A 21,427-nucleotide genomic window follows, 5' to 3' on the forward strand; every position below is an offset into this window, starting at 1 on the left:
TGCAAAATAAACATAACCCACGATTTAAATCGTGGGCTGTGCAAGAAATTCTTAATTTTGCCATTCGAATTAAAAACCACATGTTAGGATTAAAACTATTAACAGACCCACGTTGGGCAAATATTGCTGAATCAAATTTAGAAGAAATTCTATCCGACCATGCCTGGTGCGAGCAAAAAGCGGCATCTAATGCTATTACCTTAATTACTCAAAATTCAGAACATCAGGATTTGGTTGAAGAATTGACTGCAATTTCGATTGAAGAGATGCAGCATTTCCAAATGGTTATCGAAATTATAAAACAACGTGGCTATACTTTAACCCGCGAAAGAAAAGATGATTACGTTGGGCGTTTGGTTAAATTCAGCAAAAAAGATGGTAGTAGAAACCAGGCTTTTATTGATAGGCTTCTATTTGCGGCAATGATTGAAGCCAGAAGTTGTGAACGTTTTCGTGTGCTTTCTCAAAACATTAAGGATGCTGAATTAGCTAAATTTTACCATGAGCTAATGATTTCTGAAGCAACACATTATACCACATTCTTAAATTTCGCCAGAAAGTACAGTACTGATGTTGATGTAGATAAACGTTGGAAAGAATGGTTGGAATTTGAAGGAGAATTAATTCAAAGTTTTGGTACAAAAGAGGCGATACACGGGTAAGAGTTATAGGTTAAAAGTTGTAAGTTATAAGTTTGGGCGTCTAAACTTTTAACCTTTAACTTTCAACTTATGCTTATGTATATTCCACAGCCAGATAACAATATCCTGATAACTATTTATACCTTTTTTTTGATTATTAAGTTTCAAGAAACTGTCAAAGGCGGCATCCATGTAGCCAAACATTTCGCCATTATATTTTCGCCAAAATTCTTTTTCGGTTTTGAAATCCGTTAAAACACCAGCTGATAATTTGTCGTGTAATAATTTATAATCTTCCGGAGATTTAATCCTGATTTCGAATAAAATATACCTTAGCATTTCATAATTAGCTGAATATTGGTAATTTAAATCAGGACTATTACTTGCTGTTAAATAACCTAAAAGATTCGCTTCATCTTCATAGGCAATGCCCAATTGATGTGCGATTTCGTGACAAGAAACATAGGGTTTAACAAAATCAGGCAAATTCATGTTCATATTTGCTTCTCCGGTTAATGGAGCGTAATAACCTTCAATGCCAGCTTTACTTACAAAATAAGCGCTTAGAACAGATTTTAAACAGGGGTTTGAATATTTAAATAATGAATTTTTCTGCTCCATTAAATTGTATGCTGCGGAAGAAATTTTTTCTAATTCATCAATTTTGTAAGTCGGAATTTTACTTTGTTTAAGCTTTAAATCATTAGTTTTTTGAACGAAATAATCGCCCAATAAAACAAGTTCCTTAACGCTATATTTTTCATTTCCAATACCTAATTCTTCGCTCACGCTTGGTCGGCTATAATTTAAACCCCAAACTAGTTTGAAGATGATGTAGAGAATTAGGAAGAAGTTTAAAACCTGTATTGGAACAATGATTCTATCTGTTCTTTTTAAAGTTTTTCTTTTCTTGAAAAATCTGATGATTTTGTAAAGAATAAAGCCGATTAATAGGCCGTAAACAATATCGCCAATGGCAAAAGGAAAAATTGAGGATATAAATCTTAGTGATGAAGAAATGTAGATGTAAATCCCAACTGAGTAATATTTTTGGATAAGATTGGGGAAAAAGCCAAAGACAAAAATCAGTATAGAAATGCTGATTAAAATTGTAAATGATTTATAAACCGGATGTTTAAACACTATCAATAATGTCCTTTTAAGGATTGAATTTCTAGAATAACAATGATTCCATCATCACGAATTTCGTAAACGATACGATGTTCTTCATTAATTCTACGAGACCAGGAACCAGATAATTCATATTTTAAGGGTTCAGGCTTACCGATTCCCTCAAAAGGATTTTCTTGAATGGCTTTAATCAATTGTTCAATTTTTTTCTGAATAGCTTTGTTGCCTGATTTTTTCCAATACTTTAAGTGTGCAATAGCTTTTGGAGCAAAAATTACTTCCATAAATCTTCAACTGCAATTTTTACACCTTTACCATTTTTTATATCTGCTCGAGCTTGCAAGATGTCTTTTACAAATTCTGGGTTATACGGGCTTTTTTCGGTTTCAAAATCAATTTTCAAAACTTTCATTACCGCTTTTAAGGCTGTGGCTTGTTCTTCGTTTTTAGGGTGTACAATTAATGTTTCCATATTTTCAGTGCCTGATAAACAAATATAACAAATCTATCTTTCAAAAGTTAGTCGCTTGCCGATTTGGTCTGTAGTGAATCTGCCTTTTTGATAAGCTAAATTACCCGAGACAAATGTATGTGTAACACTTGCTTGAAAGGTATCGCCATCAAACGGACTCCAACCACATTTGTAGAAATTGTTAAGCTTTGTTACTGTCCATGAATCTTTTAAATCAACCAAAACTAAATCTGCCCAATAACCTTCACGAATAAAACCACGTTTCTCAATGTTAAAACAGATTGCAAGATTATGCGCTGTTTTTTCTGCAATTTTCTCTAAAGAAATTTTGCCTTGCAAATGCATTTCTAACAAAGCCGGCAAAGCATGTTGAACCAAAGGCCCGCCTGATGGTGCCTGTGCATAAGGCTGATTTTTTTCCTCTAAAGTATGCGGCGCATGATCGGTTGCAATAACATCAATGTTATCATTTAAAACACCTGCTAAAATTCCATTTTGGTCTGTTTCGGTTTTAACCGCAGGATTCCATTTTATAAAGTTGCCTTTTTTAGCGTAATCTTTATCATTAAACCAAAGGTGATGAACGCAAGCTTCGGCAGTAATTTTTTTATCTTTTAATGGAATTGAATTATCGAAAAGTGCAATTTCTTTCGCGGTAGAAATGTGTAGAATATGTAAACGGGTTTGATAGCTTTTTGCCAATTCTACAGCTAAAGATGATGATTTGTAACAAGCCTCTGCACTTCTAATTAATGGATGCATATCTATGGTTAAATCTTCACCATATTTTGCTTTAAATTCTGCAAGGTTGTGGCGAATGGTTGCTTCATCTTCGCAATGAGTGGCTACCAAAATTGGTGCCTTGCTGAAAATATTTTCTAAAGTTTTTTCATTATCAACCAACATGTTGCCAGTTGATGAACCCATGAAAACTTTAATTCCGCAAACATTTTTAGGGTCGGTTTTTAAAACTTGTTCAATGTTATCGTTGCTTGCACCCATGTAAAACGAGTAGTTAGCTAAAGAAGTTTCAGCTGCGATTGCATATTTATCTGCTAATAATTCTTGCGTTAAAGTATTTGGAACGGTGTTTGGCATCTCCATAAAAGAGGTAATTCCACCAGCAACAGCGGCCATACTTTCTGTAAAAATATCTGCTTTGTGTGTTAAACCTGGTTCGCGAAAATGAACCTGATCATCAATCATTCCTGGTAAAAGGTACTGGCCTTCGGCATTAATTTCTTGTACGCCATCGGCAGAAAGATTTTGACCGATTTTGGTTATCAATCCATCTTTAATTAATACATCAGCAACAATTTTTTGCCCTTCGTTTACAATTGTGGCAGCTTTTATCAGGTAAGAATTCATGGTTTCAAAGGTAGTAAATTGGGTTAATTGTTTAAATGGTAAATTGGGTTAATTGTTTCAATTGTTGAATTGGTTAATTGTACAACATGGTGCAAACTGAGTTTGTTGTACTGTTTTGAGTAAAATAAACCTGACAGGAGCGAGCATCCCGAATTTCTCGGGATAAAGCGGATGGCAGGACTAACCTTAAAATGAAATACTGCACTTGCTTTTCAAATGATTTGCTCTTTAAATTTTGCCCTTAAAAACGTATTTTTGCCACTCAAATTGATATTGAATAATTTTTCATGAGCATTTCCACCAAGTACAATCCTGCAGAAACAGAAGATAAATGGTATAGCTATTGGCTATCGAAAAAGTTTTTTCACTCAGAACCTGATGAACGCGAGCCTTACACTATTGTAATTCCGCCGCCAAATGTTACGGGTGTGCTGCACATGGGGCATATGCTGAATAATACGATTCAGGATGTTTTGATTCGTAAAGCCCGTATGCAAGGTAAAAATGCTTGCTGGGTTCCTGGAACTGACCATGCATCTATTGCTACTGAGGCGAAAGTTGTGGCAATGTTAAAAGAACAAGGCATCAATAAAAAAGACCTTTCTCGTGATGAATTTTTGAAATATGCCTGGGAGTGGAAGGAAAAATACGGTGGTATTATTTTAGAGCAGTTGAAGAAACTGGGTGCAAGTTGCGATTGGGACCGTACTCGTTTTACGATGGAGGAAGACCTTTCTGCGGCGGTTATCGGTTCGTTTATTCATTTGTATAAAAAAGGTTGGATTTATCGCGGTATCCGAATGGTAAATTGGGACCCGGCAGGTAAAACGGCGGTTTCTGATGAAGAGGTAATCCGTAAGGAAGTCAACCAAAAGCTGTATTATATTAAGTATCAAGTATCGAGTAGCAAGAATCAAGACGAGCCTGAATACTTAACAGTCGCTACTACGCGTCCAGAAACAATTATGGCTGATGCTGCGATTTGTATCAACCCGAACGATGAACGTTTTACGCACTTAAAAGGTAAAAAGGTTTTTGTACCGCTTGTTAATCACGAAATTCCTGTTATAGAGGATGAATATGTTGATATTGAGTTTGGTACAGGTTGTTTAAAAGTTACGCCTGCGCATGATTTGAACGATTATGAATTGGGTGTTAAACACAATTTACCAGTTACCGATATTTTAAATGATGATGGAACTTTAAATGAATTGGCGGTTATTTTGGTGGGCGAAGACAGGTTTGTTGCCCGTAAAAAGATTGCCAAAATGCTTGAAGAAGCTGGTCATTTAGATAAGGTTGAAGATTATAAATCTCAGGTTGGTTTCTCAGAACGTACGGATGCGGCTATTGAACCAAAACTTTCGATGCAGTGGTTTGTGAAGATGAAAGAAATGGCTCAGCCTGCTTTGGATGATGTTTTGAATGGCGATGTAAATCTGATTCCGAACAAGTTTGAGAATACCTACAAACATTGGATGGAAAATGTTCGCGATTGGAATATTTCTCGTCAGCTATGGTGGGGACAACGTATTCCGGCCTGGTACGATGATAAAGGAAACTGGGTTGTTGCTAAAACCAAAGATGAAGCTTTAGAAGAATTCTGGAAGAAAAAACATTTGGATGAAAGTGCTAACGAAAGTGAAAAAGCTGGATTTAAACATCAATTAGAGCCTTTTTTAAAACAGGATGAAGATGTAATGGACACTTGGTTTTCATCATGGTTGTGGCCAATTTCTGTTTTCGATGGTTTTAAAGACCCAAATAATAAGGATATTAATTACTACTACCCAACGAATGATTTGGTTACAGCACCAGAAATTATGTTTTTCTGGGTGGCACGTATGATTATGGCTGGACATGAGTTTATGGGCAAAAAACCATTTACAAATGTTTATTTAACGGGTATCGTTCGCGATAAATTAGGTCGTAAAATGTCTAAATCTTTAGGTAACTCGCCAGACCCGATTGGATTGATTGAAAAATATGGTGCTGATGCAGTTCGCGTGGGTATGTTAATGTCATCGCCTGCAGGAAACGATTTAATGTTCGATGAAAGCTACTGTGAGCAAGGCCGTAATTTCGCTTCTAAAATATGGAATGCATTCCGTTTGGTTAAAGGATGGGAAGTTGATGAAAATTTAGAAAACCCGAATACACAAGCGATTTCATGGTTCGAAAACCGTTTTAATGAAGCTTTAGTAGAAATTGAAGCTAACTTTAAACAATACCGTTTATCGGAAGCTTTAACCACAACTTATAAATTGGTTTGGGATGATTTCTGTGCCTGGTATTTAGAAATGGTTAAACCTGCATACCAACAACCAATCGATGCCGAAAGTTACAAAGCTACGGTTGGTTTCTTTGAGCAGATTATAAAATTATTGCACCCGAATATGCCTTTCTTAACCGAAGAATTATGGCATGATGATTTATTTGCTGAACGTGGCGAAATGGACTGCTGTATTGTTGCCGAATTCCCGAAAGGTGGCGCAATTGATGAGAAATTACTGAAAGATGCGGAGGTAATCAAAACCGTTATTGCTGAAATCAGAAATGTTCGTAACCAAAAACAAATTTCGCCAAAAGAGGCATTGCCTTTGAGCTTGAAAGTGAATTCTGACATCGATTATGAAAAATGGTTAAACATTGTTTTCAAACTGGCTAATGTTTCTGAAGCTGAAATTGTAAACGATAAAATTGCTGGTGCAACGGCTTTCATGGCCGGAAAAGACGAATTCTTTATTCCATTAACTGAAAATATTGATGTTGATGCAGAACGCATTCGCTTAAATGCTGATTTGGCTTACCTTCAAGGCTTCTTAAAATCTGTTGATGCAAAACTAAGCAATGAGCGTTTTGTGCAAAATGCGAAACCAGAAATTATTGCCAACGAACGTAATAAGAAAGCAGATGCTGAAGCGAAGATTCAAATAATTGAAGAAAGTTTAGCGATGTTAGGATAGATTTTATTAAACCTTTTAGGTTTTGGATAAGCCCTTTAGAATTAAATATCTAAAGGGCTTTTTGTTTTTAAAAATCACATCTGAATAATTGTTTCAAACTTTTAATTCGCTGGTTGAATTTCCTCATAACTAGGCCTAAGCACTATTTCTTCGTTCTACTTTGAACCGGCCTAACATCCCGTACATACGGGATTGTGGAAGCACGGTCAAAGCCAAACCACTAACTTTAATACAAAAACGGTGAAGCCCTCATGAATACCAATAAAAAAAGAATAAAAACTAATGAATAATTTTCAGCCGGCAATTTTGTTTCTTTTGTTGTCAAAAGAAAAAGGCCCGTCTGGCCAAGACAAACAAACACCCCGCCCTGTGGGCATCCCTCTAAATAGGGGAAATGCAAATTGAACAAATCAAGTTTATAATAATTTCATTCATATTGATTTTTATGAAATAAAAAAATCTTTTAGGGGACAATCAAATTTCTAAAGGGCTTTTTGTTTCCTCAAAGAATTAAGAATTATTATTTCAAACGTTTTCCATAATTATTAGTTTAAGTTTTATTCTGCTAAAAAATGCCTTGAATGCCTTTTAATAAAGGTTTGGGTAGATTTTTAAATGCTATTTGATTAAGATGGTTTCAAAAAAATTACTTGTTCAAATTTACAGCCTCGTATTTAAAACAGTATTTTAGGTTAAGATTATGGTTTAATGAGAAACCATCTTTTTTAATATAACCAAATTATAGAAATGGAAAATTCCAGAAGGAAATTTATTAAACAATCTGCAATTTTTGCTGCGGCAACTTATGCAGGAACAATGGGTATGAGCGCAAAGAGTTACGGGCGAATAATCGGAGCAAATGATAGAGTACGTGTTGGTGTAGTCGGTTTTTCAGATCGTTTTAAGGATACATTATTACCTTGTTTCTTAAACCACAACAAAGAGCTAAACTTTGATATTGTTGGTCTTTCTGATTTATGGAATTACCGTAGAGATTTGGGTATAGCACATTTAAAAGAAAAATTTGGGCATGATATAAAGGCTTGTAGAAATAACGATGAGCTTTATGCAACAAAAGATTTAGATGCTGTAATTATTAGCACGGCCGATTTTCAACACGCTTTACATACCATTGAAGCCGTAAAAGCTAATTGCGATGCTTACGTAGAAAAACCTTTTGCTGAAACAATGGATGATGCAAAAGCTGCGTTAAAAGCAGTAAAAGCAACGGATAGAATTGTGCAGATTGGTTCTCAGCGCAGAAGCGGAGAAAACTATGTTAACGCTGCAAAATACATTCAGGAGGGTAAATTTGGACCAATTACTGCGGTAGATTTAGTTTGGAATGTTAATCAGCCTGGCCGTTGGCGCAGACCAGATTTAGTTGCAAAACTTAAAGAAGAAGATATCGATTGGAAAAGATTTTTGTTAAATCGTCCGAACGAAGCTTTCGACCCAAGAAAATATTTAGAATATAGATTGTTTTGGCCATATTCATCAGGAATGCCTGGACAATGGATGTCGCACCAGATTGATACCGTACATTGGTTTACCAATTTAAAACACCCAAGAAGCGTGGTTGCAAATGGTGGAATTTACACCTGGAAAGATGGCCGCAGAAACTGGGATTCGATGGTCGCGGTTTTTGATTATGGCCAGCCGAATACAACAGATGGATTTCAGGTAACTTTCACTTCAAGAATGCAAAATAGCGTTGGCGATACCGGAGAAGTTTATTACTCAAACGGAGGCGAATTAAATTTAATTACGAATAAAGTATCTCCTAAAGGTGGTTTAAGAGAAAGAGAAGCTGCGGCAATGGGTTTAAAAGCAAATCTTTTGCCTGAGTTTGATTTAAGTAAAACTGCTATAAAAGCTGCAACTGGTGCAAATATGGGCGGCGATCCATTAACTTCTGGTCACATGAGAAACTGGATGGAATGTGTACGTAGTCGTAAAACGCCTAACGCTCCGGTGGAGGCAGGTTATTCACATTCAATTGCAAACATCATGACTAATGCTGCGGTGCGTACCGGTGCAAAAGCAGTTTTTGATGAAGGCAAACAAGAAGTAATCGCAAACGGAAAAGTTTTTAAATATTAATATTCAGCAATTCGTCATTGCGAGGCACGAAGCAATCTCTGTTTATAGATTGCTTCGTGCCTCGCAATGACGGCAAAATCAAAAAGATGTTCAACATAAAAAAATACAGTATTCTAACCCTTTCATTAATTAGTTTTTCAGCCTTTGCACAGAAATCAAAACCACTTTTCGATGGTAAAACCTTAAACGGTTGGAAAGCGGTTGCAGGTGCTGCGCCTTACAAAGTAGAAGATGGTGCAATTGTTGGCACCATGACTAAAGGAACACCGAATTCATTTTTAATCACCGAAAAAGAATACGGAGATTTTATTCTCGAATTAGATGTGAAATTAGAAGGCGAAAGCACCAATTCCGGTATTCAAACCCGTAGTCATTTAAAACCAGAAGGTAACAATGGCAGAGGTTTAGTTTACGGCAGACAAATGGAAATAGACCCGGCTGCAAGAGCATGGACTGGTGGTATTTACGATGAAGCCCGCAGGTTATGGCTTTATCCGTTAGAGCTTAACCCAACTGCAAAGTCGTTGTATAAAAAGAACGAGTATAATCATTACCGAATCGAAAACATTGGTAACGAACTTAAAACTTGGGTAAACGGTAAACCTGTTGCTTACGTAATCGATACTTTAGATAAATCTGGTTTTATCGGTTTGCAGGTGCATGGAATTGGAAACATTTTAGAAAACGATGGTAAGAAAGTTTACTTCAAAAACATCAATATCCAAACCGAAAACTTAAAGCCGAAAGCATTTCCAAAGGGAATTTATACGGTTAATTTAACTCCAAATACTTTATCTGCCTACGAAAAATCTGAAGGTTATAAATTGCTTTTTGATGGAAAAACCAGCAATGGTTGGGTTGCTGCTCATAAAACTACATTTCCAGAAAAAGGATGGAAAATTGCTGATGGCATAATCAGTGTAGAACCATCTGGCGGTGCAGAATCTACAAACGGTGGCGATATTGTAACTAAAGAAGAGTTTTCAGCTTTCGATTTGTCTTTCGAGTTTAAACTTACTCCGGGCGCAAACAGTGGCGTTAAATATTTTGTAACCTTAAACGAAAAAAGCGCAGGTTCGGCAATTGGTTTAGAGTATCAGGTTTTAGATGATGTACTTCATCCGGATGCGAAACTTGGCAGGGATGGAAACCGTACTTTGGCTTCATTATACGATTTAATGACCGCTAAAAAGGAGCCACGTTACCTTCGTCCGATTGGTAGCTGGAACAATGCTCGTTTAATCGTTTATCCAGATAACAGGGTTGAGCATTATTTAAATGGTGTTAAAGTTTTAGAATATGTTCGCGGTTCAGAGGAGTTTAAAAAACTGGTTGCCATAAGTAAATACAAAAACTGGGAAAACTTCGGCCAAGCTGCAAAAGGCCATATTCTGATTCAGGATCATGGTAATAAAGTAGATTTCAGAACCATTAAAATAAAAACATTAAAATAGTTCAAATTTTAGCAGACGTTTATTTTTTGAAAATGAACGTCTGCTTTTTATAGTAGACTGAAGTCCCGCTATTCGTTACAATTTTTTAAATTATTTCTGTCTTTCTGAGGAACGAAGAATCTTTTTCATCGGTTGCAGATTCTTCGTTCCTCAGAATGACAGAACATTCAGGGTTGCTGCTTATTTAAAAAGATTTTCACTGCTATCGGGTTTATGATTAGCGTTTTTGTATTAATACAATCATAGCTATTAATTAAAATTTTATTCAGCGAGCGTCTGCATCTAACTAAGCTAAAGTAGTGCATCTTCGTTAAGCTTAAATCCGGCCTAACATCCCGTACGTACGGGATTGGGGATGCAATGAAAAAGCCAAAGCACAAACTTTAAAACAAAAACGGCGAAGCCTTCATGAATACCAATAAAAATTAAAAGTCAATTCATAATTTTCAGCCGGCAATTTTGTTTCTTTTGTTGTCAAAAGAAAAAAGCCCGTCCGGCCAGGACACAAAATATAAGCAACAATTTATAAAGGAAATTAAAGTTATTTGCGCCACAAAAACTTATTTTTACAAGAACACCTAACCGATTAAAATTTCTATCATGCACCGTCGTTCGTTTATTAAAAAGTCAGCATTATTTAGTTCGGGTTTATTAGTTGCCGATGCAGCAGTTGCTAACCTGAGTTTAAATCGAGAAAGAATAATCAATATTGCAATGATTGGTTGCGGCGATAGGGGCAAAGGCGTTTTGTCGGTAATTAAATCGATGCCTGCAAAATTTAATATCGTTGCTTATTGCGATGTTTTAGATTTTAGATTGGACGAAACCAAAAAGTTTGTGCCCGAAACTGCAAAGGCAATTAAAAATTACAAGCAAATTTTAGATAATAAAAAAGTTGAAGCCGTCTTTATTGCTACGCCATTAAGCGAACATTTTCAGATTGCAAAAGACGCCGTATTGGCTGGTAAGCATGTTTATGTAGAAAAAACCATGACTTACAACATCGCACAGGCTTTAGAATTGCGAAATCTGGTTTTAAAATATCCAAAACAAGTTTATCAGGTTGGTTATCAATATCGTTATTCTCCGCTTTATTTTAAGGTTAAGGATATGATTAGAAGTGGCTATTTGGGCAATGTCTCGCAAGTAGATTGCCGTTGGGATAGAAACGGGAACTGGCGCAGAAAGGTAAACGATCCAAAACTGGAAAGGCAGATCAACTGGCGTATGTATAAAGAATATTCTGGTGGTTTAGCTGCCGAATTATTATCGCATCAGATTGATTTTATTAATTGGGCTTTCGAAACCCAGCCAGATGCTATAACCGGAACTGGTGGAATAGATGTTTTTAAAGATGGACGAGAAACATACGATAACATTCAGACGATGTTGAGGTACGAAAAAGCGGGTATGATTGGTAATTTCGGTGCAACTTGCGGGAATGCGCATGATGGTTATCTGTTCAAAATAAAAGGAACGAAAGGTTCTGTTTCTCTCCTTACAGATACCGGGATTTTCTACCCGGAGCAGCAAACCAAAAAAGAATTGGGCATTGTTGATGGTGTTACCGGAGCAACGAAAATCGTGGTTAACAAAGATGGCGGAATCCCGATTTTGGATACGCCAACTAAAGACGGAACCACTTATGCCTTGGATGAATTTTACGAGTCAGTTATCTCCGGGAAATTTCCTGCATCAAACGTAAAAACCGGAACACAAGCTGCAATTTGTGTAGCCATGTGCAACGAAGCGATTTATTCGGGCAACAAGCAAGTTTGGAAACCAGAGTATAATTTGTAGGATTTTCGGTAGTCATTTATATTTCTCAACTTGTCATCCTGAGCTTGTCGAAGGAGTTGTAAAACAGGTCTTCGACAAGCTCAGACTGACATTAACTATTCTACAAATCCAAATAATCGGGCATTTCTGGTGTAAAAACAAAACTCGCATTAGCTAAATCCATTTTGGCAAAAACATGTTGTAAGCCATTGGTAAGCACAATCCACTTAGCCTGATGAATAGAATTGTACCGGGAAGCCTGCTCAAAAACAGCAGGAGTAATTTTTACATTTGGCGCTTTACATTCGATTAAAACCAACTTTTCTCCAGCAGTATTGTAAACTAAAATATCACTACGCTTCTGTAGTTGGTTTAAAGTTAAGCCTCCCTCAATCTGAATCAATGTTTTCGGGAATTTCTTATTAAGGATTAAATCTTGGATAAAATGTTGCCGAACCCATTCTTCGGGCGTTAAAACCAAATGCTTTTTCCTCAACTCATCAAAAATAAAAACCACATTATCTTTTTTAGTAATTTTAAAAGGATATGGCGGAAGATTAAGTGGGGTAGGATTAAACATTTTGGATTTCGATACGCAATTATAAAATTAGCAATTACCAAATAAGACAATAATCAATCATAATTAAACAATTAACCAATTGAACAATTAGGCAATTAACCAATGTACGCCAAAGTTAATATTGTTTATAAACATTTCGTAAATCCTAAAAGCTAAATTGTAATTTTACAGCAATGACTGCTGCTGAAATTATTAAGGATATCAAAGCTAGGAAATTCAAGCCTGTGTATTTATTGCATGGAGAAGAAGCTTTTTACATCGACCAGATAACAGATTATATCGAAGATAAATTGTTGAATGATGCCGAAAAGGGTTTCAATCAAACTGTTTTGTACGGTAAAGATACCGATATGGCAACTGTTTTAGGTGCAGCCAAACGTTACCCGATGATGTCGGATTACCAGGTTGTTATTGTTAAAGAAGCGCAGGATTTAAAATGGGGTAAGGAAGATGCGGGAAGTAAAGAGGCTGAATTTGTATTAAATTATTTTGAGAAGCCTTTGCCAAGTACCATTTTAGTTTTGGCTTACAAATACGCCAACTTCGATAAAAGAAAAAAAGTTTATAAGGCGATAAGTAAAAGTGGTTTAATCTTCCAGTCAGATTTAGTTAGAGATTATAAACTTGTCCCTTGGATAGAAGATTTTATCAGAGAAAAAGGCTATAAAATAGATCAACAAGCATCAGCCTTGATGGCAGAATATCTAGGGACAGACCTTTCTAAAATCGCCAATGAGATTGAAAAATTAATGCTTAATGTTCCGAAAGATGTTACTATAAATACTGATTTGGTTCAAAAAAACATTGGTATTAGTAAAGAATATAATGTTTTTGAATTACAGAAAGCATTAGCTATTCACGATGTTTTGAAATGCAATAAAATAATAAACTACTTTGCAAGCAACCCAAAAGCCAACCCAACAGTTATGGTAATGGCAAATTTAGGTGGCTATTTTACCAAGCTTTTAAAATATCATTATATACCAAACAAAGCTGATGCTGCATCGGCACTAGGTGTTCCGCCATTCTTTGTGAAAGATTATGAGGTTGCAGCCAGAAATTATAATACTGGTAAAGTTTTTCAGGTAATCAGTTTGCTTCGGGAGTACGATTTGAAAAGTAAAGGTTTAGATAGTTCTGGCAATGTTAACGATGGAGAACTTTTAAAGGAATTGGTTTTTAAAATTGTTCATTAACGGTTAATGTAGGTTAACTGTTTAAATTGTAAAAATTGTTTAATTGTTGGTGATGGGATTACCTATTAAGGGTTAATTGTTTAAACTGTTGGAATTGTTTAACTGACCAAGGCAATTAACCAGTTTAACAATTCGTCAATTAACCAAATAAAACAATTAACCAAGTAAAACGATTAACAATCACAAATAATTCCTTTGTAACTTAAAAGTTATTACGGAAATCATACGAAATCTTAGTTCTAAACTATATTTACAGTCAAATCAACTAATTTGTTATGAAGAAAAATTTACTCAGCATATTATTTGCTGTTTCTGCCGTTACTTTTGCATCCGCTCAAGTAAGACAAGGTGCAGGTGCTGCGCCAGGCGATACCACAAGGAGAGCTCCGGGTGCTGCATTAGGCTCGGGAGTTAGAGCACAGCCAAAGCCTTACGATCAGGTAATTACAGCCAAAGCATCTACGCGTAAAGGAATGATTACAACTCACAAAATCGAAGATAAATTCTTTTTTGAGATTGCTGATACAACTTTAGGTAGAGATATTTTAGTGGTTAGCAGAATATCAAAATCAGGTGCTGAAGTTAGAGCCGTTCAAGGTTATGCAGGCGACCAGATTGGAAGTGCTGTAATCCGCTTCGAAAAAGGTCCGAATAATCGCATTTTCATGCGTAAAGTAAGTTATAGAACTTACGGTCCGGATAGTACAACTTCAATGTATCAATCTTTAAAAAATTCAAATATTCAGGCAATTGCTGCTTCATTTAATATTGCAGCTTACACCACTGATAAAAAAGGAAGTGTAATTGATATTACTGATTATCTGAATAGCGATAACGATATTTTCTATTTCAGTTCTCCAGCATCAAAAACAAGATTTAGATTAGGTGCTCAACAAGCAGATAGAAGTTACATTCAAAATTTAAGAAGCTTCCCAACAAATGTAGAAATCAATACCGTTAAAACTTATAGCTTAACGGCTGCTGCAAATCCATTTGGTGGTGCTGCTGCTCCTGCAATGGGTGGTGGTGCTTCTGCAGGTTCATCAACTATCGAATTAAATACTTCGTTAGTTATTTTGCCTAAAGTGCCAATGAAAGCACGTTATTTCGATCCTCGTGTTGGTTATTTTGCTGTTGGATACACTGATTTCGATTTAAATCCACAAGGTGTAAAAGAAATTGAATTAATTAAAAGATGGAGATTAGAACCAAAACCACAAGATTTAGCAAAATACAAACGTGGTGAATTGGTTGAGCCAATAAAGCCGATTATTTTCTATATCGACCCGGCAACTCCAAAAAAATGGGTTCCTTATTTAATTGCCGGTGTTAACGATTGGGCTAAAGCTTTTGAAAAAGCGGGTTTCAAAAATGCCGTTATGGGTAAAGAGGCACCAACTTTCAAACAAGATTCTACCTGGAGTATAGATGATGCACGTAATTCTGCTATTGTTTATAAACCATCAGAAATTGCAAATGCCAGCGGACCAAGTATCTCTGACCCACGTAGTGGAGAAATTATGGAAAGTCATATTAACTGGTTTCATAATGTTCAAAAATTGGTTCACGATTGGTATATGATTCAAACGGCTGCGGTAGATACCAGAGCTCGTAAAATGACTTTCAGCGATGAGCTAATGGGCGATTTAATTCGTTTTGTATCTTCTCACGAAGTTGGTCACACTTTAGGTTTACGCCACAATTATGGCTCAAGTTCAACTGTTCCTACCGAGTTATTGAGAGATAAAAAATGGGTAGAAGCTAACGGACATACGCCATCTATTATGGATTATGCTCGTTTCAATTATGTAGCACAACCAGAAGATAAAATTTCACCAAAGGGATTATATCCTCGTATTGGCGATTATGATAAATGGGCTATTGAGTGGGGTTACAAATATTTCCCTGAAACTAAAAATGCTCAGCAAGAAGTGCCAATTTTGAATAAGATGGTTATCGAATCGGCTAAAAACAGAAGATTATGGTTTGGTACTGAAACAAATCCAGATGATCCGCATTCGCAAAATGAAGATTTATCGGATAACGCAATGAAAGCAAGTACTTACGGTATTAAAAACCTTAAAGTAATTTTAACAAACCTACCAGAATGGACAAAAGAGCCTGCTGATGGTTACGATAACCTTTCTAATATGTACGGTCAGTTGACAACGCAGTTTGGTCGCTACATGGGGCACGTTGCTAAAAACATCGGTGGTATTTACGAAAATCCGAAAACTGTAGAGCAAGAAGGTTCTGTTTATGAACGTACACCTGCTGCAACTCAAAAGGAAGCGATGACGTTTTTAGATACTCAATTGTTTAAAACACCAACGTGGTTGTTAAATAAAGGAATTTTAGATAATATCTCTCAAGATGGATTAGAAGTTGTTGGTAGATTACAAAACACAACAATTAACAGGTTGTTAGGCACAAGTACATTAACGAAGCTAATTTCTGCTGAGGCTTTAGATGGAGCATCTGCATACAAAATCACTGATTTATTTACAGATTTAAATGGTTCTATCTTCACGGAATTAAAATCTAATCAGGCAATTGATGTTTACAGAAGAAACTTACAAAAGTTATATGTAGATAAGTTGATTTCGATTATTAAACCTGCAACACCGGCTACTACAGCAACTAATGCGATTTTAGTTGGTAGAGGTGGTAGTACTCAAGGTGGCTTATCGGCTTCACAGAGTGATGTTGCTTCAGTTGTAAAAGGTCAGTTAAGAGAACTTGATGCAACGATAAAAACTGGTGCAAATTCTGCAACGGGTTTAAGTAAATATCATTTACAAGACCTTTCTGATAGAATTGAAAATGCTTTAGATAGCAAGAAATAATATTTTAAAACATAATAAAAAAGGAGTTCCAATTTTGGAACTCCTTTTTTATTGACTTATATTTCGTTTAAGCCTAAAAATATTAAGGCGACGACTGCAACACCACCAGCAACATAGCCAACTGTTTCCATTGTTGAGTTTTTCTTAACCTTGTTACTGCTTCTTGTATTTTTATGAGCTGCCTGCCTGAAAGCTTTTACATAAACTGAATCATTTAGTAGAGATGCATTACTTGCAGTGCTCGACGTCGGTTTGAAAAAATCTGACGTATGCTTACTTCTTTCACTTTTGAATCTCTTTAGATTAGCCTCATTAAGTTTAAATTTCTCGGCATCCATAATTGCGGTTTCCTTAACAGAATCAGGATGTGTGGATTGTGAAAAAGTTTGTGTAGATGCTGCCAGCAAGCACACAAATAAAATTGTCAGGGACTTATTCATACATAAAATTACAATTTTAATCCCATTTTAATACCAGGGTTGCCGGAGGAATTTTATGGAGATTAGGTTAATATAGATTTGAAATTCGAAACGCCTTAATACAAAACCATTTCGAAACTATTAACGTAATAAGTTAAAATTTGTTTTTATTCTTTTTATACTTTTTGCTGATAACAAAACTAGCAATTCGGGATGATTTTAATTAGGTGAGTTTCGTCTTTTAAATAAAAAAACATCATGGTTTGTTATAGATTATTATTTTTGTAGAAACAATTAAAACATGTCTAAACCACAACACTGGTTGGTAAAATCAGAACCATTTAAATATAGTTGGGAAAAATTTAACGAAGATGGACGCACATTTTGGGATGGCGTACGCAACTATCAGGCTAGAAATAACCTGAGAGATATGAAAGAAGGCGATTTGGTGCTTTTTTACCATAGCAATGAGGGGAAAAATATTGTTGGCGTAGCAAAGGTTGTTAAAGAATCTTACCAAGACCCAACTACCGATGATAAAAACTGGGTTGTAGTAGATTTAGCACCTGTTGAATCATTAAAGAATCCGGTTTCTTTAGAGCAAATAAAAGCCGAAGAAAGTCTTAAAGATATTTCCTTAGTTCGCCAGGGGCGTTTATCTGTGATGCCACTAAAAGCCGAAGAGTTTGATAAAATTCTCGAAATGGGGAGCTAATTTTAAGCAGCAGTTTCTGCTGCTTTTCTTTTGCTTAACATTAAACCTAAAGTCATAAAAATACTGGTTCCTAAAACCACTAAAAACAAGAATGAAGTGCCAACCTCAGGCATTTTTAATGATGCAGGAAGATTAAAATACAATAAAATACTAATCAATCCTCTCGGAGCGATGTACAAAATTGGCGAAATATTTCCAGCCTTAAATGCTTTTAAGAATACAATTCTGATTACAAAAATTGCCATAAGAATAAATAGACCGTTACCTAAAATCGGTAAATTATTCAGTTCGTTTACATTCATTGTAAAACCGAAAATTACAAAGAAAAATGTTCGCAAAATAAAAGCACTTTCGGCAGAGAGCTGGTAAAGCTGAGATAAATCTGCTGTTAGATTTTTATATAAAAATACACTTCTAAACCATGCATTTTGAATGGTATCTGCATTGTTTAAAAACAGCCCTGTACTTAAAATTAAAACCAAAGAGGATAGGTGATAAGACTGCCCGATTGCGTAAACTAAAATAAGTATGGATATGATGAGGAAAAATTTGATGTGGTGAACCAGTTTCCCCATGATGTAGAGCAGAACTACACAAGCAATTGCCGAGAGTAAGATGATTAAAAAAGTGCTTAAACCTAAACCAATAAATGCCGAAGTTGTAATAGAATGATTGGTAATTGCAAAGTTGAAAATGATGATTCCTAAAATATCAGAGAAAGACGATTCGTAGATTACAAATTCTCTATCCTGTTTACCTAACGCAGCTGCGGATGGAATTGCAATTGCCGAACTGATTACGCTGAAAGGAATTGCATTTGCAATGCAGGAGTATAAATCGCGGTGCGAAATCTGGTAAATTATTAAAGTTATTATGGTTGTTGTACCTAGTAAAATGGTCAAAGCAGATAGAAAAGCACTCTTAATAATTTTATTCTTTTCCTTATCATATTTTAGTTCTAGCGAACCTTCAAAAACGATGAGAATTAAACCAACTGTGCCTAAAGTTGGCAAAATTGATAAGAAATTAAACGTGTGGATTTTTAGGTAATCAACCAAAAAACGCAGACCAATTCCTAGTAAAAGTAAAAGCAAAACCGATGGGATTTTGGTTTTACTTGCCACTAAATCAAACAGATAAGAAAAAATAACTAATCCGCTTAAAATAATAAGTATGGTATAAGTTGTCATATTTTTAGCGAATGATAATTTGCTAAAATAAAACAATCCTAATTACATGAAAGGATTTTTATGTAAAATTTACGATTTAAAAAATAAGGCTTTCAACTCGTTTGCATCGTCAGGACTCATTTTTCCACCTAAAACTAAACGTAACTGCCTGCGGCGCAATGCTCCATCAAAAAGTTCAATTTCTTCGCTGGTTTCTGGTATTAATTCGGGTACAGGGATGGTACGTGCACTTTGGTCTACCGCTACAAATGTATAATAAGCCTCATTACTTTTTTGGCGGGCACCACTTGGAATATTTTCTGCCCAAACATCTAATCTAACTTCAACTGAAGTGTTAAATGCCCTGGTCACTTTGGCTTCAATTGTAATTACATCGCCCAGTTTTATAGGGTGCTTAAAAGAAACATTATCTACAGAAGCAGTTACAACAATTCGGTTGCAGTGTTTTTGAGCTGAAATTGCTGCAGCAATATCCATCCAATGGAGTAAACGACCGCCCATTAAATTGTTTAATGTATTGGTATCGTTGGGTAACACCAATTCATTCATTATGGTAAAACTCTCTTTCGCAAATTTCTTTTTAAGGCTCATGTAAGCGCAAAAGTAATAAAAATGCATTAAACTGGCTTTAAGCATTTATTTGAATAGCGAGATTAATAATTTTTTAGGTCAATCTTACTCTTGGAACGGTCAACCGACGGCATAGCGACGATATACCGACGGTCAAACGACGGTGAAATGACATATTTTATCCGACAAAAGTGCCATTTTACGACAAAAGCGACAAATGCGACATTAACATTAAGTTTTAGTATTAACTTCGAATAGTATAATCATGATAGAGTGATTAAATGGACTATTGTAAAGTGAAAATTTAGACCTTTAAGTTTTTCGAATTCGGTAATCGTAAATAATGAGATAGAAAATTAAATTTTCCAGACATTTTCCCACAAACAATTAGAATAAACACATGTTATGTTAGCATAAAAATCGAATTAATGCAGAATCAAACTATTATCCAATTTTTCCATTGGTACTATAACGAAGAACAAAATTTGTGGACAAAAGTAGCAACAGAAGCTGCTCATTTAAAAGAAATTGGTATTACAATGGTTTGGTTGCCACCGGCTTACAAATCGAATAATGCGGCTTACGATGTAGGTTACGCCGTTTATGATTTGTTTGATTTAGGTGAGTTTGACCAAAAAGGCGCCGTTAACACAAAATATGGCTCCAAAGATGAATACGTAAAGGCAATTGAAGCGTTGCATGAAAATGGCGTTGGCGCCTTAGCTGATGTTGTTTTTAACCATAAAGCCGGTGGCGATGAACTTGAAAAAGTTAAGGTTAGAACGGTAAATCCTGAAGATAGAGAAGAATTTACAAGTGATGTTTTTGAAATTGAAGCCTGGACAAAGTTTACTTTTCCGGGGCGTAAAGGCAAATATTCTGAATTTATCTGGGACCATATGTGTTTCAGCGGGGTAGATTGGGCTGAAGATTTAAAGGAAACTGCCATTTATTCTATCCAGAATTATTTAGGTGAAGGATTTGAAAAAGTGCCATCAACCGAATTTGGAAACTATGATTATTTGATGTTTAACGATATTGATTATCGCAACCAGGCGGTAATTGATGAATTAAAATATTGGGGAGAGTGGGTTGTCGAAACGACTAAAGTTGATGGTTTTAGATTGGATGCGGTAAAACATATAAATCCTGATTTTATTATAGAATGGCTCGACCATTTAAATCAGAAGTTTAACCGCAAGTTTTTTATCGTTGCCGAAGATTGGAATGTTATAGATATTGAAGGTCAGCTAGAGTATATTGAGATTACTGGCGGAAGAACGCAAATTTTTGATTCGCTTTTACATCATAACTTTTTCCTTGCAAGTAATGAGGAAAATCAGTTTGATATGCGAACCATTTTTGATAAAACATTGGTGCAAATCAATCCGGATTTAGCGGTAACCTTTGTTGATAACCACGATTCGCAACCTTTACAAGCATTAGAATCTTATGTAGAATTTTGGTTTAGGCCATTAGCTTACGCAATAATTTTACTGCGTTTGCAAGGTATTCCTTGTTTGTTTTATACGGATTTGTACGGCGGAATTTATGATGATAAAGATAAAGAAGGGGAGGATGTTCATATCGATTTAGCGATTATACCAGAAGTTGAAACCATGAGCAAAATAAGAACAGCTTTAGCTTATGGAGAACAAAAAGATTATTTCGACCACGGTAATTGCGTTGGCTGGACAAGAACCGGAGATGAAGAACATGAAAATAGCGGGCTTGCTGTTTTACTGAGCACAGGTGATGAAGGTTTTAAAGAAATGGAAATTGGGAAGCATTTTGCAGGTAAAACTTTTGTAGATGCTTTAGGACATAGAGAAGGTGAAATTACCATCGATGAAAATGGCTTTGCAGAGTTCCATTGCAATGCAAGAGATGTTTCTGTTTGGGTTTTGAAAACCAATTAATAATATAGTTGTTTTTTTATTTTTTACCACCTAAGAGATATAAGGAAGTGTAATTTTATATTTCCTTGTATTTCTTAG

At 35.6% G+C, this 21,427-nt stretch carries 17 protein-coding genes; 9 read left to right on the top strand and 8 right to left on the bottom strand.

Going from position 1 to position 21,427, the window contains the following annotated elements:
- The first annotated feature begins 80 nt into the window (after positions 1 to 80).
- Complete coding sequence (locus ACO05K_RS01995) at positions 81 to 662, top strand: tRNA-(ms[2]io[6]A)-hydroxylase (RefSeq protein ID WP_421942793.1); 582 nt, start codon at positions 81 to 83, stop codon at positions 660 to 662.
- A gap of 48 nt (positions 663 to 710) precedes the next feature.
- On the opposite strand, the gene ACO05K_RS02000 is transcribed toward ACO05K_RS01995, so the two are convergent.
- The 4 genes from ACO05K_RS02000 to ACO05K_RS02015 are packed head-to-tail and all read right to left on the bottom strand — an operon-like array spanning position 711 to position 3,612.
- Positions 711 to 1,784, bottom strand: coding sequence for a DUF3810 domain-containing protein (locus ACO05K_RS02000; protein WP_421946267.1), 1,074 nt, complete (start codon positions 1,782 to 1,784; stop codon positions 711 to 713).
- 2 nt (positions 1,785 to 1,786) lie between these two features.
- Entirely contained in the window at positions 1,787 to 2,056 is a 270-nt protein-coding gene (locus ACO05K_RS02005) for a Txe/YoeB family addiction module toxin (protein WP_421942794.1), read from the bottom strand.
- Positions 2,047 to 2,244 carry a DUF2683 family protein gene (locus tag ACO05K_RS02010; protein WP_421942795.1) on the bottom strand — a complete coding sequence of 66 codons (198 nt, stop codon included), beginning with the start codon at positions 2,242 to 2,244 and terminating at the stop codon, positions 2,047 to 2,049. The genes ACO05K_RS02005 and ACO05K_RS02010 overlap by 10 nt, the downstream gene beginning before the upstream one ends.
- A 33-nt stretch (positions 2,245 to 2,277) precedes the next feature.
- Positions 2,278 to 3,612, bottom strand: a complete 1,335-nt coding sequence (locus ACO05K_RS02015; protein ID WP_421942796.1) for a dihydroorotase — start codon at positions 3,610 to 3,612, stop codon at positions 2,278 to 2,280.
- A 287-nt stretch (positions 3,613 to 3,899) separates the two neighbouring features.
- Between ACO05K_RS02015 and ACO05K_RS02020 the strand changes: the two genes are divergently transcribed.
- The 4 genes from ACO05K_RS02020 (at position 3,900) to ACO05K_RS02035 (ending at position 11,935) form a co-directional block, all read left to right on the top strand.
- Positions 3,900 to 6,578 (top strand): valine--tRNA ligase, encoded by a 2,679-nt coding sequence (locus ACO05K_RS02020; protein WP_421942797.1) that lies wholly within the window; start codon positions 3,900 to 3,902, stop codon positions 6,576 to 6,578.
- Positions 6,579 to 7,325: 747 nt separating this feature from the next.
- The gene (locus tag ACO05K_RS02025; protein ID WP_421942798.1) at positions 7,326 to 8,681 is read left to right on the top strand and encodes a Gfo/Idh/MocA family protein; all 1,356 of its coding nucleotides are present in this window, start codon (positions 7,326 to 7,328) and stop codon (positions 8,679 to 8,681) included.
- 86 nt (positions 8,682 to 8,767) lie between these two features.
- Positions 8,768 to 10,135, top strand: coding sequence for a 3-keto-disaccharide hydrolase (locus ACO05K_RS02030; RefSeq protein WP_421942799.1), 1,368 nt, complete (start codon positions 8,768 to 8,770; stop codon positions 10,133 to 10,135).
- Positions 10,136 to 10,735: 600 nt separating this feature from the next.
- Positions 10,736 to 11,935: a Gfo/Idh/MocA family protein gene (locus ACO05K_RS02035; protein ID WP_421942800.1), complete on the top strand. Its 1,200-nt coding sequence runs from the start codon at positions 10,736 to 10,738 to the stop codon at positions 11,933 to 11,935.
- A gap of 100 nt (positions 11,936 to 12,035) precedes the next feature.
- Here ACO05K_RS02035 and ACO05K_RS02040 read toward each other — a convergent pair whose 3' ends face one another.
- Positions 12,036 to 12,494, bottom strand: a complete 459-nt coding sequence (locus ACO05K_RS02040; RefSeq protein ID WP_421942801.1) for a type I restriction enzyme HsdR N-terminal domain-containing protein — start codon at positions 12,492 to 12,494, stop codon at positions 12,036 to 12,038.
- 173 nt (positions 12,495 to 12,667) lie between these two features.
- Here ACO05K_RS02040 and holA point away from each other — a divergent pair, with 173 nt between their 5' ends.
- Positions 12,668 to 13,690, top strand: a complete 1,023-nt coding sequence (gene holA / locus ACO05K_RS02045) for a DNA polymerase III subunit delta (protein ID WP_421942802.1) — start codon at positions 12,668 to 12,670, stop codon at positions 13,688 to 13,690.
- Positions 13,691 to 13,965: 275 nt separating this feature from the next.
- Entirely contained in the window at positions 13,966 to 16,536 is a 2,571-nt protein-coding gene (locus ACO05K_RS02050) for a zinc-dependent metalloprotease (RefSeq protein WP_421942803.1), read from the top strand.
- 56 nt (positions 16,537 to 16,592) lie between these two features.
- On the opposite strand, the gene ACO05K_RS02055 is transcribed toward ACO05K_RS02050, so the two are convergent.
- Positions 16,593 to 16,976 carry a hypothetical protein gene (locus ACO05K_RS02055; protein ID WP_421942804.1) on the bottom strand — a complete coding sequence of 128 codons (384 nt, stop codon included), beginning with the start codon at positions 16,974 to 16,976 and terminating at the stop codon, positions 16,593 to 16,595.
- A 280-nt stretch (positions 16,977 to 17,256) separates the two neighbouring features.
- Between ACO05K_RS02055 and ACO05K_RS02060 the strand changes: the two genes are divergently transcribed.
- On the top strand, positions 17,257 to 17,670 hold the full coding sequence (locus ACO05K_RS02060) for an EVE domain-containing protein (protein ID WP_421942805.1): 414 nt from the start codon (positions 17,257 to 17,259) through the stop codon (positions 17,668 to 17,670).
- A 2-nt stretch (positions 17,671 to 17,672) separates the two neighbouring features.
- Here ACO05K_RS02060 and ACO05K_RS02065 read toward each other — a convergent pair whose 3' ends face one another.
- Together ACO05K_RS02065 and ACO05K_RS02070 are read right to left on the bottom strand one after the other, a co-directional pair.
- Positions 17,673 to 18,860, bottom strand: a complete 1,188-nt coding sequence (locus tag ACO05K_RS02065; RefSeq protein ID WP_421942806.1) for a sodium:proton antiporter — start codon at positions 18,858 to 18,860, stop codon at positions 17,673 to 17,675.
- Between the two features lie 69 nt (positions 18,861 to 18,929).
- Positions 18,930 to 19,451: an acyl-CoA thioesterase gene (locus ACO05K_RS02070; RefSeq protein WP_421946268.1), complete on the bottom strand. Its 522-nt coding sequence runs from the start codon at positions 19,449 to 19,451 to the stop codon at positions 18,930 to 18,932.
- Between the two features lie 407 nt (positions 19,452 to 19,858).
- Between ACO05K_RS02070 and ACO05K_RS02075 the strand changes: the two genes are divergently transcribed.
- Entirely contained in the window at positions 19,859 to 21,349 is a 1,491-nt protein-coding gene (locus ACO05K_RS02075; RefSeq protein WP_421942807.1) for an alpha-amylase, read from the top strand.
- Positions 21,350 to 21,427 lie beyond the last annotated feature (78 nt).

The organism is Pedobacter sp. (genome assembly GCF_965227205.1).
In the GTDB taxonomy this organism is placed as follows: domain Bacteria; phylum Bacteroidota; class Bacteroidia; order Sphingobacteriales; family Sphingobacteriaceae; genus Pedobacter.